General features: G+C 59.8%; 12 protein-coding genes, 2 tRNA genes and 1 rRNA gene. 12 read left to right on the forward strand and 3 right to left on the reverse strand.

Features of this window, described 5'->3' with window-relative positions:
• Nucleotides 1-11 precede the first annotated feature (11 nt).
• From ACMGGG_RS01490 to ACMGGG_RS01500, 3 genes are all read right to left on the reverse strand, one after another.
• The gene (locus ACMGGG_RS01490; RefSeq protein ID WP_054892587.1) at nt 12-290 is read right to left on the reverse strand and encodes a TfoX/Sxy family protein; all 279 of its coding nucleotides are present in this window, start codon (nt 288-290) and stop codon (nt 12-14) included.
• Nucleotides 291-426: 136 nt separating this feature from the next.
• Nucleotides 427-774 (reverse strand): pentapeptide repeat-containing protein, encoded by a 348-nt coding sequence (locus ACMGGG_RS01495; protein WP_054892586.1) that lies wholly within the window; start codon nt 772-774, stop codon nt 427-429.
• Nucleotides 775-872: 98 nt separating this feature from the next.
• Complete coding sequence (locus ACMGGG_RS01500; RefSeq protein WP_414154752.1) at nt 873-2,435, reverse strand: AAA family ATPase; 1,563 nt, start codon at nt 2,433-2,435, stop codon at nt 873-875.
• Nucleotides 2,436-2,549: 114 nt separating this feature from the next.
• On the opposite strand from ACMGGG_RS01500, the gene mrcB reads away from it, so the two are divergent.
• The 12 genes from mrcB (at nt 2,550) to ACMGGG_RS01560 (ending at nt 14,689) form a co-directional block, all read left to right on the forward strand.
• Entirely contained in the window at nt 2,550-4,871 is a 2,322-nt protein-coding gene (gene mrcB, locus ACMGGG_RS01505; protein ID WP_063542782.1) for a penicillin-binding protein 1B, read from the forward strand.
• Between the two features lie 26 nt (nt 4,872-4,897).
• Nucleotides 4,898-5,677, forward strand: coding sequence for a tetratricopeptide repeat protein (locus tag ACMGGG_RS01510; protein WP_063542784.1), 780 nt, complete (start codon nt 4,898-4,900; stop codon nt 5,675-5,677).
• Nucleotides 5,674-6,000 carry a YqcC family protein gene (locus tag ACMGGG_RS01515; RefSeq protein WP_065861606.1) on the forward strand — a complete coding sequence of 109 codons (327 nt, stop codon included), beginning with the start codon at nt 5,674-5,676 and terminating at the stop codon, nt 5,998-6,000. The genes ACMGGG_RS01510 and ACMGGG_RS01515 overlap by 4 nt, the downstream gene beginning before the upstream one ends.
• A 414-nt stretch (nt 6,001-6,414) precedes the next feature.
• Nucleotides 6,415-8,139: an acetolactate synthase 3 large subunit gene (locus ACMGGG_RS01520; RefSeq protein WP_063546633.1), complete on the forward strand. Its 1,725-nt coding sequence runs from the start codon at nt 6,415-6,417 to the stop codon at nt 8,137-8,139.
• A 1-nt stretch (nt 8,140) separates the two neighbouring features.
• Nucleotides 8,141-8,632, forward strand: a complete 492-nt coding sequence (gene ilvN / locus ACMGGG_RS01525; RefSeq protein ID WP_003250040.1) for an acetolactate synthase small subunit — start codon at nt 8,141-8,143, stop codon at nt 8,630-8,632.
• Nucleotides 8,633-8,686: 54 nt separating this feature from the next.
• Nucleotides 8,687-9,703, forward strand: coding sequence for a ketol-acid reductoisomerase (gene ilvC / locus ACMGGG_RS01530; RefSeq protein WP_054892581.1), 1,017 nt, complete (start codon nt 8,687-8,689; stop codon nt 9,701-9,703).
• Between the two features lie 151 nt (nt 9,704-9,854).
• Nucleotides 9,855-10,706, forward strand: a complete 852-nt coding sequence (pssA, locus tag ACMGGG_RS01535) for a CDP-diacylglycerol--serine O-phosphatidyltransferase (RefSeq protein ID WP_054892580.1) — start codon at nt 9,855-9,857, stop codon at nt 10,704-10,706.
• A 78-nt stretch (nt 10,707-10,784) separates the two neighbouring features.
• The gene (gene msrP / locus ACMGGG_RS01540; protein WP_063542786.1) at nt 10,785-11,798 is read left to right on the forward strand and encodes a protein-methionine-sulfoxide reductase catalytic subunit MsrP; all 1,014 of its coding nucleotides are present in this window, start codon (nt 10,785-10,787) and stop codon (nt 11,796-11,798) included.
• A complete protein-coding gene (gene msrQ, locus ACMGGG_RS01545; protein ID WP_054892578.1) occupies nt 11,798-12,400 on the forward strand; it encodes a protein-methionine-sulfoxide reductase heme-binding subunit MsrQ in 603 nt (200 codons plus the stop codon). The genes msrP and msrQ overlap by 1 nt, the downstream gene beginning before the upstream one ends.
• A 517-nt stretch (nt 12,401-12,917) precedes the next feature.
• Nucleotides 12,918-14,454: ribosomal RNA gene (locus ACMGGG_RS01550) — 16S ribosomal RNA — on the forward strand.
• Nucleotides 14,455-14,530: 76 nt separating this feature from the next.
• Nucleotides 14,531-14,607: transfer RNA gene (locus ACMGGG_RS01555), tRNA-Ile, on the forward strand.
• 6 nt (nt 14,608-14,613) lie between these two features.
• A tRNA-Ala gene (locus ACMGGG_RS01560) sits at nt 14,614-14,689 on the forward strand.
• Nucleotides 14,690-14,754 lie beyond the last annotated feature (65 nt).

Consider the following 14,754-nt stretch of genomic DNA (forward strand, 5'->3'; position numbering starts at 1 on the left):
CCTTTCTTCGATTATTCTGCTTTTTTTTGCGGCGGGGTCTTGGCGTCCAGTTGCTGGTTCAGTGCCTGCTTGCGTTCGGCGGGCAGATCGTTCCAATGCATATCCAGCAGTGCGCCTTCAATGGCGTACAACAACACTTTCGAGGCACGGAAGCCCCGCGTTTTCACGGCCTGGTAAGCGCCCACCGCGCCCAGGCGGCGCAAATCCGAAGCGCTGTGGATACCGGCGGCATGCAACCATTGCGCAGAGGTCTTGCCTAGATTCTTCAGATGCTGCAACTCATCGTTCATCGAGCCTCCTTGCGATGGCCGAACGGGTCTGTGGATAAATCGCGAGCAGGTCAGAGAGGAGTGTAGCGGGGCTGGGCGAATACGCGGCCTTTTGCCATGTGAGGGCGACGGGATGCTGTGTCCAGAAATGTCAGGCTTAGCCCTTCGGACGATAACGCATGCGCGTACCGAACTTCAGGGACATGAGGATTTCATCGGCGCTCAGGTCGCCCGGGAAGTAGGTCCCGGAGATCTGCGCGTGGGAGATGCTGGCACCTTCCATGCCCGTTTCGCGCAGATCCAGCCCGCGCAGGTCGGCTGCATGGAAGTAGGCGTCGGTGAAATCGATACCGCGTACGTCGAGGTTGCGCAGGTCAAGGCCTCGGAAATCACCACCGCGAAAATCGATGGGGCCGTCGTCAGGCTTCTCGCGGTTGAAGGTGGCGATCTGTTCCTCGCGCACCAGAGTGTACAGGGCGTTGTCCAGTTGCCGGGGCTGGTTCATGACGGCGCCTCCTCAGGGTTGTGATGATATTGTAATGCCATCACTGAGGTGGCGCCGAAGATCAGGCGCGAACTGTGGACTGCTTCACGCCTTGCAGGTCAGAGACCAGGCAGGCGCTGGCGGATCTGCTCGATGAGTTGGTCCATGCTGGCGCTTTCATGAGTGTCGACCCGCTTGCCGTGCACGGCCTCTTCTTCGTCCAATGGGTCGCGGCTGGCTTGCTGGGCCTTGACCACCTCCAGGGTGGCGTCGGACGGATCGACATTTTCTGTCTGACGCTGCTCAAGCCAGCTGATGATGACCGCTTCGGGCGCCTGGCAGTCGAGGATCAGGAAGGGGACGCCGGTGCTGTTGGCAACTTCAGCTGCCGCCTTGCGCTGCTCGCGCTTGAGGTAGGTGGCATCGAGCACGACCGGGAAGCCGGCGCGCAGGATGGTCGCGGCCAACTCATTCAGGCGCTGGTAGGTGGCGATGCTGGCATCCTGGTCATAGATGCCTGCTTGCAGTTGGCCGGAGTTCTGCGCCTGCTGCTCGCCGTACAGACGCTTGCGCTCGACATCCGAACGTACGCGGATCGCCCCCAGCGACTCGACCAGGCGCATCGCCACATGGCTCTTGCCGACGGCGGATACGCCATGGGTGATGGCCAGCAGGCGCGAAGGGATGGCGCTGTAGCTCTCTGCCAGGTTGGCGTAGTTGCGATAGGTGCGCAGGGTCGTGGCGCGCTGCACGCCATCGGCATCGGGCGACAAGCTGAACAGGGCGACCTTGGCGCGTACCAGGGCACGGTAGGCCTTGTAGAAATTCAGCAGTTCCAGGCCTTCGTAGTCGCCGGTCAGTTCCAGGTACTGGCTGACGAAGCGCCGGGCCAGGCATTTCAGGCCGCGGTCTTCCAGGTCCATGGCCAGGAAAGCGGTGTCGGCGTACACATCGGTCAGGCGGAACGGCTCGTTGAATTCGATGCAGTCGAAGATCACCACCTTGCCGTCGATCAGGGTGGCGTTACCCAGGTGGATGTCGCCGTGGCACTCGCGGATGAAACCATTGGCCTTGCGCGCCTCGAGCAGGCCATGCAGGCGTTCGAAGCTGCTGCGGGCCCAGGCTTGCAGGGCGTCGAGTTGCTGCAGGTCGGCCTTGTCGGTAAGGAACGGGCGGATCTGCTCGAAGTTCTGCTCGACCGGCGCCATTACCGCTTCCGGCGTGCCCAGCGGGTGATCGACCGGCACTTTCGGCGCTTGCAGGTGGAATTCGGCGATCTGCCGGGCCATCTGGTCAATGTGGCCGACGTTCAGCTCGCCGTTGGCTTGCAGGGTGCTGAGCATCTGACCCTGGGGGAACTGGCGCATCTTCAGGGCGAACTCGATCGGCTCACCTTCGCCGCCGAGCTGCGGTGCTTCGGCGCTGCCGGTGATCGGCAGCACTTCCAGGTACAGGCCTTCGGTCAGGCGCTGGTTCAGGCGCAATTCTTCGTTACAGAAATGCTGGCGCTGGTCCAGGCCGGTGAAATCGAGGAAGCCGAAGTTCATCGGCTTCTTGATCTTGTAGGCGTATTCGCCAGTGAGTAGAACCCAGGAGATGTGCGTCTCGATGAGCTGGAAGCCTTCTACGGCGTGGGGGTAGAGGGCGGGGTTCTGCAGCGCGCTGATCAGGGCTTGGCTCACGGAGATCCTTCCGGGGTCAGGGAATTCGAAGGCGACATTATGGTCAATGGAGCCGCCCCTGCCTACCGCTGGAGGGCGTCCCCTGCCTTTGCAAAGTGCGTATAATCCGCCGCCATGACTCGTACCCGAAATTCCCGAACCCCCAAGAAACGTCCGCCCAGCCGCTCCCGCGCCTGGCTGGGCTGGGCTCTCAAGCTCAGCCTGGTCGGCCTGGTGGTGATCGCCGGCTTTGCGGTCTACCTCGATGCCGTCGTCCAGGAGAAGTTCTCCGGCAAGCGCTGGACCATCCCGGCCAAGGTGTATGCCCGGCCGCTGGAGCTGTTCGTCGGCCAGAAGCTGAGCAAGGACGACTTCCTCACCGAACTCGATGCCCTGGGTTACCGCCGCGAGGCAACGGCCAATGGCCCCGGCGAGGCCTCGGTCAACGGCGGCAACGTCGATCTCAATACCCGAGGCTTCCAGTTCTACGAGGGCATGGAGCCTGCGCAGTTCGTGCGTGTACGTTTCTCCGGCGACTATGTCGCGGGGCTGGCAGGGGCCAACGGTGGCAAGCTCGACGTGGTGCGCCTGGAACCGTTGATGATCGGTGGTATCTACCCGAAGAATCTCGAAGACCGCATCCTGATCAATATCGACCAGGTGCCGCCATACCTGCTTGAGACCTTGATCGCCACCGAAGACCGCGATTTCTACAGCCACTTCGGTGTTTCGCCCAAGTCGATCGCGCGGGCGGTGTGGGTCAACACCTCGTCCGGGGCCATGCGCCAGGGCGGCAGTACGCTCACGCAGCAGTTGGTGAAGAACTTCTTCCTGACCAACGAACGCAGTCTCAGCCGCAAGCTGACCGAGGCGATGATGGCCGTGCTGCTGGAAATGCACTACGACAAGCGCGAGATCCTCGAAGCCTACCTGAACGAGGTGTTCGTCGGTCAGGACGGCCAGCGCGCGGTGCACGGTTTCGGCCTGGCCAGCCAGTTCTTCTTCAGCCAGCCGCTGTCGGAGCTCAAGCTGCACCAGATTGCCCTGCTGGTAGGTATGGTCAAGGGGCCGTCCTACTACAACCCGCGCCGCTACCCTGAGCGCGCTCTGCAACGGCGTAACCTGGTGCTCGACCTGCTCGCCGAGCAGGGCGTGGCCAGCCAGGAAGTGGTCGATGCGGCGAAGAAGATGCCGCTGGGCGTGACCAAGCGCGGCAGCCTGGCCGATAGTTCTTTCCCGGCTTTCCTCGACCTGGTCAAGCGTCAGCTACGCCAGGACTATCGCGACGAAGACCTGACCGAAGAAGGCTTGCGTATCTTCACCAGTTTCGACCCGATCCTGCAGATGAAGGCCGAAACCGCGATGAGTGAAACCTTCAAGCGCCTGGCCGGCCGCAAGGGCGCCGACGAGGTCGAGTCGGCGATGGTGGTGACCAACCCGGAAACCGGCGAAGTGCAGGCGCTGATCGGCAGCCGTCAGTCGGGCTTCGCCGGCTTCAACCGCGCCATCGACGCGGTCAGGCCGATCGGTTCGCTGGTCAAGCCAGCGGTCTATCTGACTGCGCTGGAGCAGCCGAGCAAGTACACCCTGACCAGCTGGGTGCAGGACGAACCGTTTTCGGTCAAGGGCGCCGATGGCCAGGTATGGCGCCCGCAGAACTACGACCGACGCTCCCACGGCACTATCTACCTGTATCAGGGGCTGGCCAACTCCTACAACCTGTCAACTGCCAAGCTGGGCCTTGAGGTGGGCGTGCCCAACGTCATCAAGACCATCGGCCGACTGGGTGTCAAGGTCGACTGGCCGGCGTTCCCGTCGATGCTGCTGGGCGCTGGCGGCATGTCGCCGATGCAGGTCGCGACCATGTACCAGACCATCGCCAACGGCGGCTTCAATACACCGATGCGCGGGATTCGCAGCGTGCTGACCGCCGAAGGCGAGCCGCTCAAGCGCTACCCGTTCCAGATCCAGCAGACCTTCGATCCGGGTGCGATCTACCTGGTGCAGAACGCCATGCAGCGGGTGATGCGCGAGGGTACCGGCCGCTCGGTGTACAACGTGCTGCCGAACAATCTGACGCTGGCGGGCAAGACCGGTACCAGCAACGACTCGCGCGACAGTTGGTTCTCGGGCTTCAGCCAAGACCTGCTGGCAGTGGTCTGGCTTGGCCGCGACGACAATGGCAAGACCCCGTTCACCGGCGCCACCGGCGCGTTGCAGGTCTGGACCAGCTTCATGCGCAAGGCCGACCCGCTGCCGCTGGACATGCCGCAGCCGGATAACGTGGTGAAGGCCTGGATCGATCCGCACAGCGCCCAGGGCTCCGACGGTAGCTGTCCGGGAGCGGTGCAGATGCCGTATATTCGTGGGAGCGAACCACCTGCCGGTACGACTTGCGGTGGCGAACAGAATCCTGCCGAGTCGGTCATGGACTGGGTCAAGGGCTGGATGAATTGAGCGGCCTGTATTGAAGAGGGTGTGAAGTGAACAAGTGGTGGTTTCCTGCCTTGACGGCGCTGGCCGTGCTGCACGGCTGCGCCAGCGTCCCGCGTGGCGCCATTCCGGTGGTCGATTCGAGTACGCGGGTCTCGAACAGCGAGCGTGTCTCGGCCAACCGTGGCGCGCCGGTCTCCTCCGGCAGCAATGGTACGTCCCAGGCCCAGTCCCTGCCTGAGGATTCCGGGGTCACGGTGATGATCCCGCAGGGCGCGGGCGCATCGCCGATCCAGACCTTCCCGGCCCAGACCGGCTCTGCACCGCTGAGCACCGGCCCGATCACCCCGGGACCGGTCAGTGGCGGGCCGATCACCACCAACCCTAATCCGGCAGGTGACGAACCTTTCGACATCGCGTCGATGAACAGCGCCCCGGCCGCTGCCACTCGTGCGCCTACCGGTATTCCGCGCAGCAATGGGGGCGGGTTGTCCGCCGATGAGCAGCTGGACGGTCCAGTACTGGCATTGCTGACAACCGCCCAACAGCAGCAGGGCAGCGGAGACCTCAACGGTGCTTCGTCCAGCCTGGAGCGTGCCCAGCGCATCGCACCGCGTGAGCCGCAGGTGCTGTTCCGCCTGGCTCAGGTGCGTCTGTCGCAAGGTGACGCTGCACAATCCGAGCAACTCGCTCGCCGGGCACTGACGTATGCCAACGGTCGTCCTGATCTGCAGGCCGAGCTGTGGAACATCATCGCCCAGGCTCGCGAGAAGCAGGGTGACAGTGCCGGCGCCGCCCTGGCACGGCAGAAGGCGCGGACCGCTTCGTGATGGAACAGCGCATTCTCGATATAGCCGACCACCTGCTGCTGATCGAGCGCGAGCTTCAGGTCCGTGGCTGGTGGGACGAGGTGTCTCCTAGCGAAAGCGCCCTGGCCAGCACCGTACCGTTCGCAGTCGATACGCTGGCGTTCGAGCAGTGGCTGCAGTGGATTTTCCTGCCGCGGATGAAGCTTATTCTTGAGCATGGCCATCCTCTGCCCAGTGCATCTGGGATCCTGATCATGGCCGAGACGGTCTTCACCGACCGTCCGGAAGAAAGCCGCGAACTTCGCCGCCTGCTGGCAGCATTCGATCGATTGATCGCCGCTTGAGCCTGATTTCTTCTCTTTTTCCTTCAAGGGCCGCAGATTGTGGCCCTTTTTTATGGAAATCTTTACTTTCCTGCTGCTGGTGTCCTTTTTCGTGGTGGTGGGAATTCATCTCAGGGAAAAATTGGCAATAATTTTTCTTGACTTGAGGGCGGCGAATCAGAAGAATCCAGTTTCCGCTGTAGGGGGACTGCCAGAAGCAGACCCGCTAGGCAGATCATGAGGCGCACACCCGCGCCGACTCGCTACACCCCGCAACGCGTTACCTCGCGCTGGGTGGGAAAACCCCGCAACACTCTGGGGTGATCCCAATACTTGCTCAGTCAGTGCTGACGTTCGCTCATGCTCTGCTTGGCAGTAAACCTATTAAGACCCGCCCGGATGGGGCGGTATTCTGGCGTTTTAGAGGTGAACAACGTGGAGCTTTTATCTGGCGCTGAGATGGTCGTCCGCTTCTTGCGTGACGAAGGCGTTAAGCACATCTACGGGTACCCTGGTGGTGCTCTCCTTCATGTTTACGATGCCCTGTTCAAGGAACCGGAAGTCCAGCACATCCTGGTGCGTCATGAGCAGGCTGCCACTCACATGGCAGACGGTTACGCCCGTGCCACCGGCAAGGCTGGCGTGGTCCTGGTGACCTCCGGTCCCGGTGCGACCAACGCTATTACCGGTATCGCCACCGCCTACATGGATTCCATCCCGATGGTCATCCTGTCTGGCCAGGTGCCCAGCACCATGGTCGGCACCGATGCCTTCCAGGAAACCGACATGATCGGGATCTCCCGGCCGATCGTGAAGCACAGCTTCATGATCAAGAACCCCACCGAGATTCCGGAAGTTCTGAAAAAAGCGTTCTACCTGGCGCAATCCGGTCGCCCAGGTCCGGTCGTGGTCGACATTCCAAAAGACATGACCAACCCGGCCGAGAAGTTCGAATACGTCTACCCGAAAAAGGTCAAGCTGCGCTCCTACAGCCCTGCGGTCCGTGGCCACTCCGGCCAAATCCGCAAGGCCGCCGAGATGCTCCTGGCCGCCAAGCGTCCGATCGTCTATTCCGGCGGCGGCGTGATTCTCGGTGGCGGCTCCGAAGCCCTGACCGAAATCGCCAAGTCCCTGAACCTGCCGGTCACCAACACCCTGATGGGGCTGGGTGGCTTCCCGGGTACCGATCGCCAGTTCCTCGGCATGCTGGGCATGCACGGCAGCTACACCGCCAACCTGGCGATGCACAATGCCGACGTGATCCTCGCCGTGGGTGCGCGCTTCGATGACCGTGTGGTCAACGGCCCGGCCAAGTTCTGCCCGAACGCCAAGATCATCCACATCGATATCGACCCTGCGTCGATCTCGAAGATGATCAAGGCCGACGTGCCGATCGTGGGGCCGGTCGAGAGCGTGCTCAGCGAGATGCTGGCCATCCTCAAGGAAATCGGCGAGAAGCCTGAAAAGGCGGCCCTCGATGCCTGGTGGAAGCAGATTGATGAGTGGCGCGGTGACCGCGGCCTGTTCCCTTACGACAAGGGCGACGGCAGTGTCATCAAGCCTCAGCAGGTCATCGAGACGCTGTGCGAAGTGACCCATGGCGATGCCTTCGTCACCTCCGACGTAGGTCAGCACCAGATGTTCGCGGCGCAGTACTACCGCTTCAACAAACCCAACCGCTGGATCAACTCCGGTGGCCTGGGCACCATGGGCTTCGGTTTCCCGGCAGCCATGGGCGTCAAGCTCAACTTCCCGGACCAGGACGTGGCCTGTGTCACTGGCGAAGGCAGCATCCAGATGAACATCCAGGAGCTGTCCACCTGCATGCAGTACGGCCTGCCGGTGAAGATCGTCAACCTGAACAACGGGGTGCTGGGCATGGTTCGCCAATGGCAGGACATGTCCTACAACGGTCGTCACTCGCATTCCTACGTCGAGTCGCTGCCTGACTTCATCAAGCTGGCCGAGGCCTATGGCCATGTGGGTATCCGCATCACCAGCCTCAAAGACCTCAAGCCGAAACTGGAAGAGGCCTTTGCGATGAAGGACCGCCTGGTGTTCATCGACATCGCGGTCGACCGGACCGAGCACGTCTACCCGATGCAGATCAAGGACGGCTCGATGCGTGACATGTGGCTGAGCAAGACGGAGCGTACCTGATATGCGGCACATCATTTCCCTGCTGCTGGAAAACGAACCTGGTGCCTTGTCGCGCGTGGTCGGTCTGTTCTCCCAGCGCAACTACAACATCGAAAGCCTGACGGTTGCACCGACCGAGGACCCGACCCTGTCGCGTCTCACCCTCACCACCGTGGGTCATGACGAAGTGATCGAGCAGATCACCAAGAACCTGAACAAGCTGGTAGAGGTGGTCAAGCTGGTCGACCTGTCGGAGAGCGCTCATATCGAGCGCGAACTGATGCTGGTAAAGGTCAAGGCTACTGGCGCCCAGCGCGCCGAAATCAAGCGCACCACGGATATTTTCCGTGGGCAGATCGTCGATGTCACCGCCAGTGTGTATACCGTGCAACTGAGCGGCACCAGCGATAAGCTGGACAGCTTCATCCAGGCGATCGGCACCGCTTCGATTCTCGAAACCGTGCGCAGCGGCGTCACCGGCATTGCCCGTGGCGACAAAGTACTCAGCATCTAACTTCACCAATTAGCGATGGTCCTGCGGGGCCGAGATATAACCAGGGGTATTTCCATGAAAGTGTTCTACGACAAAGACTGCGACCTCTCCATCATCCAGGGCAAGAAAGTCGCCATCATCGGTTACGGCTCCCAGGGTCACGCCCAGGCGTGCAACCTGAAAGACTCCGGTGTAGACGTTACCGTCGGTCTGCGTAAAGGTTCGGCTACCGTTGCCAAGGCAGAAGCCCACGGCCTGAAAGTCGCTGACGTCGCCACCGCCGTCGCTGCTGCCGACCTGGTCATGATCCTGACCCCGGACGAATTCCAGGGCACCCTGTACAAGAACGAGATCGAACCGAACATCAAGAAAGGCGCGACCCTGGCCTTCTCCCACGGCTTCTCGATCCACTACAACCAAGTCGTTCCACGTGGCGACCTCGACGTGATCATGATCGCGCCGAAGGCTCCGGGCCACACCGTGCGCTCCGAGTTCGTCAAGGGCGGCGGTATTCCTGACCTGATCGCGGTCTACCAGGACGCTTCGGGCAACGCCAAGAACGTCGCACTGTCGTACGCCGCTGGCGTCGGTGGTGGCCGTACCGGCATCATCGAAACCACCTTCAAGGACGAGACCGAAACCGACCTGTTCGGTGAGCAGGCCGTTCTGTGCGGCGGTACCGTCGAGCTGGTCAAGGCCGGTTTCGAAACTCTGGTCGAAGCAGGCTATGCGCCTGAAATGGCCTACTTCGAGTGCCTGCACGAGCTGAAGCTGATCGTTGACCTCATGTACGAAGGCGGTATCGCCAACATGAACTACTCGATCTCCAACAACGCCGAGTACGGTGAGTACGTCACCGGTCCTGAGGTCATCAACGAAGAATCCCGCAAGGCCATGCGCAACGCTCTGAAGCGCATCCAGGACGGCGAATACGCGAAGATGTTCATCAGCGAAGGTGCGACCAACTACCCTTCGATGACCGCCAAGCGTCGTAACAACGCCGCCCACGGCATCGAAATCATCGGCGAGCAACTGCGCTCGATGATGCCTTGGATCTCGGCCAACAAGATCGTCGACAAGACCAAGAACTGAGTCTTGCCTCGATAGATTAAAAACGCGGCTTCGGCCGCGTTTTTTCGTTTAGGCAGCCAGCTTCTGGTATAAAGCGACCAGAGGCCTGCCGTTAGAACCTGTTTCGCCGGCCTCTGTCGAACTTATTCCACCCAGTTGCAAGGTGCATTTCATGAGCGAACGTCCCGAAGAGCCGAACAAGCCCTCCGACGCCGAAAGCCTGCTACCTGTCGATGAGCATGTTGAGGAAGGTCACGACGCCGAAGGGCGCAAGGTCCGGCATCGCGGCATCTACTTGTTGCCCAACCTCTTCACCACCGCCAACCTGTTCGCCGGTTTCTACTCGATCATCAACTCCATCAGTGCGCAGAGCGCCCTGAGCGCAGGCGACCCGCGCGAGGCGAGCAAGTACTTTGCCTTCGCCGCTATCGCCATCTTCGTCGCCATGGTCCTGGACAGCCTCGACGGCCGTGTGGCGCGGATGACCAACACGCAGAGCGCCTTCGGTGCCGAGTACGACTCGTTGTCTGACATGGTTGCCTTCGGTGTGGCGCCGGCACTGCTGGCCTTTGGTTGGGCATTGGGTGACATGGGCAAGGTCGGCTGGATGGTCGCCTTCATCTATGTGGCCGGCGCAGCGTTGCGTCTGGCGCGTTTCAACACCCAGGTCGGCACCGCCGACAAACGCTACTTCATCGGTCTGGCCAGCCCGGCTGCCGCAGGTGTGGTGGCGGGGACCGTCTGGGCCTTCAGCGACTACGGTATCCAGGGCTCGAAACTGTCGTTCCTGGTGGCGCTGCTGGTGGCGGCAGCAGGCATGCTGATGGTCAGCAATATCAAGTACAACAGCTTCAAGGAGCTGGATCTCAAGGGGCGCGTACCTTTTGTTGCGATCCTGGCCGTGGTGCTGGTGTTCGCCGTGGTGTTCAGCGATCCACCACGGATTCTGCTGCTGATCTTCCTCGGCTATGCGGTTTCAGGCCCAGTGCAGTACTTGCTGCGCGGTCGTCGTCGCAAAGTCTGAAAAAAGATTTAATGCTGGAATAACTCTCCGGCTCCATAGTCTTACTGGTACATCCGCCACCAGTGCTGTGGAGCCGCCATGCTCATCAAGCTTCCCAAGTCGTCCGATTGCAACGAATCGGACGTTACCCCTGAAAGTGTCTATTTCTCTCGCCGCTCTGTATTGGGTGCCTCTCTAGCCGGGTTTGCGTTGGGCGCTTTGCCCGTGCTCGGCCAGGCCGCCGAGGCTTCACGCTATGCTGACGTGGAAGCGGGTTCGACACCTGGCTGGTTCAAGGACAAGCTCGGTGCGACGCGCTGGCAGGCCGTGACGGTCAAGGATGAGGCAATCACGCCGTTCAAGGACGCTACCCACTACAACAACTTCTACGAATTCGGGCCCGACAAGGGCGACCCGGCGGCCAATGCCGGTAGCCTCAAGACCGAACCCTGGAGCGTGGTGGTCGATGGCGAGGTCGGCAAGCCTGGGCGCTACGCGCTGGAAGATTTCGTCAAGCCCCTGCAGCTTGAAGAGCGCATCTATAGGCTGCGTTGCGTCGAGGCCTGGTCGATGGTCATCCCCTGGTTGGGCTTTCCGCTGTCCGAGGTGCTCAAGCAGGTCGAGCCAACTTCCAAGGCTCGCTATGTGCGTTTCGAAACGCTGCAGGACCCCAAGAGCATGCCGGGCCAACGCTCGGGCTTTGCCCTGATCGACTGGCCTTACGTGGAAGGGTTGCGCCTGGATGAGGCGATGAACCCGCTCGCGATCCTGGCGGTTGGCATGTATGGGCGCGAACTGCCCAATCAGAATGGTGCACCACTGCGTCTGGTGGTGCCATGGAAGTACGGGTTCAAGAGCATCAAGTCGATCGTGCGCATCAGTCTGGTGGCCGAGCAACCGAAGACCACTTGGCAGGGGCTGGCGCCGAACGAGTATGGCTTCTATGCCAACGTCAATCCGCAGGTCGATCACCCGCGTTGGAGCCAGGCGCGTGAGCGGCGGCTGCCCAGCGGCCTGTTCAGCCCCAATGTGCGTACCACTCAGATGTTCAATGGCTATGAGGAGGAGGTTGCCTCTCTTTATAGCGGTCTCGATCTTCGGAAGAACTACTGATGCGTTATCCCTGGTTTCGCTTGGCGATTTTCATCGTTGGCTGTCTGTTTCCGGCCTGGTGGTTGTATCAGGCGGCTACGAACCTGCTTGGGCCGGATCCGGGGAAAATCCTGGTAGACAGGCTGGGGCTCGGTGCGCTGGTGTTCCTGCTGGTGACCTTGGGCATGAGTCCTCTGCAGCGTCTGACGGGGTGGGGTGGTTGGATCGTCGCGCGGCGACAGCTCGGATTGTGGTGTTTTGCCTATATCGTCCTGCACATGACGGCCTATATGGTCTTCATCCTTGGGCTCGACTGGGGGCAGCTTGGCGTCGAGTTGCGCAAGCGACCTTATATCATCGTCGGGGTTATCGCCTTCCTGGGGCTGCTGGCCTTGGCGGTGACCTCCAACCGTTACAGCCAGAGACGGCTCGGGGCGCGCTGGAAGAAGCTGCACAAACTGGTCTATGTGATTCTCGGCCTGGGCTTGCTGCATTTCCTGTGGATTGTGCGTTCGGACCTGCAGGAGTGGGCTATCTATGCCGGGGTAGGTGCGCTGCTGATGGTGATGCGGGTCCCACCGGTATGGCGGCGGGTGCCTCGTCTGATAGGCCGGCGCGCTTAAGCTTTTCATTCTTATCGTTTTTTTTTGAAATAAAAGGTTGACGTCCTCTCATATCCCCTTATAATGCGCCCCACTTCCGCAGCAAACGGAGCGCAAAACTTCTTGTTAATCAACGAGTTAAGCGATTTCGGTGAGGCGTGAAGGGCTTCGGTCACCTGATCGGCAGCGGTGAAAAAGGCAGTTGACAGCATCTTCGAGTGCTGTATGATTCGCCTCCCGCTACGAGAGATCGCAGCGAGTCAAGTGTTTGAAGGTAAACGAGTTTCTCGCGAAAAACTTCAAAATAAACGCTTGACAGCAAATGAGGAAAGCGTAGAATGCGCGCCTCGGTTGAGACGAAAGGCTCTTAACCAAACGCTCTTTAACAAAACGAATCAAGCAATTCGTGTGGGTGCTTGTGAGTACGGACTGATAGTCGCCAAGATTATCAGCATCACAAGTGGCCATGCGAGAAATCACATAGTCATTTGAGATTGCTGAGCCAAGTTTAGGGTTTCTTAAAAACCCAAGCAGTATTGAACTGAAGAGTTTGATCATGGCTCAGATTGAACGCTGGCGGCAGGCCTAACACATGCAAGTCGAGCGGATGACGGGAGCTTGCTCCTTGATTCAGCGGCGGACGGGTGAGTAATGCCTAGGAATCTGCCTGGTAGTGGGGGACAACGTTTCGAAAGGAACGCTAATACCGCATACGTCCTACGGGAGAAAGCAGGGGACCTTCGGGCCTTGCGCTATCAGATGAGCCTAGGTCGGATTAGCTAGTTGGTGAGGTAATGGCTCACCAAGGCGACGATCCGTAACTGGTCTGAGAGGATGATCAGTCACACTGGAACTGAGACACGGTCCAGACTCCTACGGGAGGCAGCAGTGGGGAATATTGGACAATGGGCGAAAGCCTGATCCAGCCATGCCGCGTGTGTGAAGAAGGTCTTCGGATTGTAAAGCACTTTAAGTTGGGAGGAAGGGCAGTAAGTTAATACCTTGCTGTTTTGACGTTACCGACAGAATAAGCACCGGCTAACTCTGTGCCAGCAGCCGCGGTAATACAGAGGGTGCAAGCGTTAATCGGAATTACTGGGCGTAAAGCGCGCGTAGGTGGTTCGTTAAGTTGGATGTGAAAGCCCCGGGCTCAACCTGGGAACTGCATCCAAAACTGGCGAGCTAGAGTATGGTAGAGGGTGGTGGAATTTCCTGTGTAGCGGTGAAATGCGTAGATATAGGAAGGAACACCAGTGGCGAAGGCGACCACCTGGACTGATACTGACACTGAGGTGCGAAAGCGTGGGGAGCAAACAGGATTAGATACCCTGGTAGTCCACGCCGTAAACGATGTCAACTAGCCGTTGGAATCCTTGAGATTTTAGTGGCGCAGCTAACGCATTAAGTTGACCGCCTGGGGAGTACGGCCGCAAGGTTAAAACTCAAATGAATTGACGGGGGCCCGCACAAGCGGTGGAGCATGTGGTTTAATTCGAAGCAACGCGAAGAACCTTACCAGGCCTTGACATGCAGAGAACTTTCCAGAGATGGATTGGTGCCTTCGGGAACTCTGACACAGGTGCTGCATGGCTGTCGTCAGCTCGTGTCGTGAGATGTTGGGTTAAGTCCCGTAACGAGCGCAACCCTTGTCCTTAGTTACCAGCACGTTATGGTGGGCACTCTAAGGAGACTGCCGGTGACAAACCGGAGGAAGGTGGGGATGACGTCAAGTCATCATGGCCCTTACGGCCTGGGCTACACACGTGCTACAATGGTCGGTACAGAGGGTTGCCAAGCCGCGAGGTGGAGCTAATCTCACAAAACCGATCGTAGTCCGGATCGCAGTCTGCAACTCGACTGCGTGAAGTCGGAATCGCTAGTAATCGCGAATCAGAATGTCGCGGTGAATACGTTCCCGGGCCTTGTACACACCGCCCGTCACACCATGGGAGTGGGTTGCACCAGAAGTAGCTAGTCTAACCTTCGGGAGGACGGTTACCACGGTGTGATTCATGACTGGGGTGAAGTCGTAACAAGGTAGCCGTAGGGGAACCTGCGGCTGGATCACCTCCTTAATCGAAGACATCAGCCTGCTGATGAGCTCCCACACGAATTGCTTGATTCATTGTGAAGACGATCAAGACCCTATATAGGTCTGTAGCTCAGTTGGTTAGAGCGCACCCCTGATAAGGGTGAGGTCGGCAGTTCAAATCTGCCCAGACCTACCAATATGCGGGGCCATAGCTCAGCTGGGAGAGCGCCTGCCTTGCACGCAGGAGGTCAGCGGTTCGATCCCGCTTGGCTCCACCACTTACGCTGTACCTTGATCAGAACCTAGAAATGAACATTCGTCGATGAATGTTGATTTCTGGCTT

The sequence above is a fragment of the Pseudomonas sp. BNK-44-b genome (assembly GCF_047456245.1).
GTDB classification, from domain to species: domain Bacteria; phylum Pseudomonadota; class Gammaproteobacteria; order Pseudomonadales; family Pseudomonadaceae; genus Aquipseudomonas; species Aquipseudomonas machongensis.

Bases quoted from the DNA above. Each gene is read 5' to 3' on its own strand.
- msrQ (WP_054892578.1), top strand. From the start codon at position 11,798: ATGCGTTATCCCTGGTTTCGCTTGGCGATTTTCATCGTTGGCTGTCTG.
- ilvN (WP_003250040.1), top strand. From the start codon at position 8,141: ATGCGGCACATCATTTCCCTGCTGCTGGAAAACGAACCTGGTGCCTTG.
- ilvC (WP_054892581.1), top strand. From the start codon at position 8,687: ATGAAAGTGTTCTACGACAAAGACTGCGACCTCTCCATCATCCAGGGC.
- mrcB (WP_063542782.1), top strand. From the start codon at position 2,550: ATGACTCGTACCCGAAATTCCCGAACCCCCAAGAAACGTCCGCCCAGC.
- ACMGGG_RS01490 (WP_054892587.1), bottom strand. From the start codon at position 290: ATGAACGATGAGTTGCAGCATCTGAAGAATCTAGGCAAGACCTCTGCG.
- msrP (WP_063542786.1), top strand. From the start codon at position 10,785: ATGCTCATCAAGCTTCCCAAGTCGTCCGATTGCAACGAATCGGACGTT.
- ACMGGG_RS01495 (WP_054892586.1), bottom strand. From the start codon at position 774: ATGAACCAGCCCCGGCAACTGGACAACGCCCTGTACACTCTGGTGCGC.
- pssA (WP_054892580.1), top strand. From the start codon at position 9,855: ATGAGCGAACGTCCCGAAGAGCCGAACAAGCCCTCCGACGCCGAAAGC.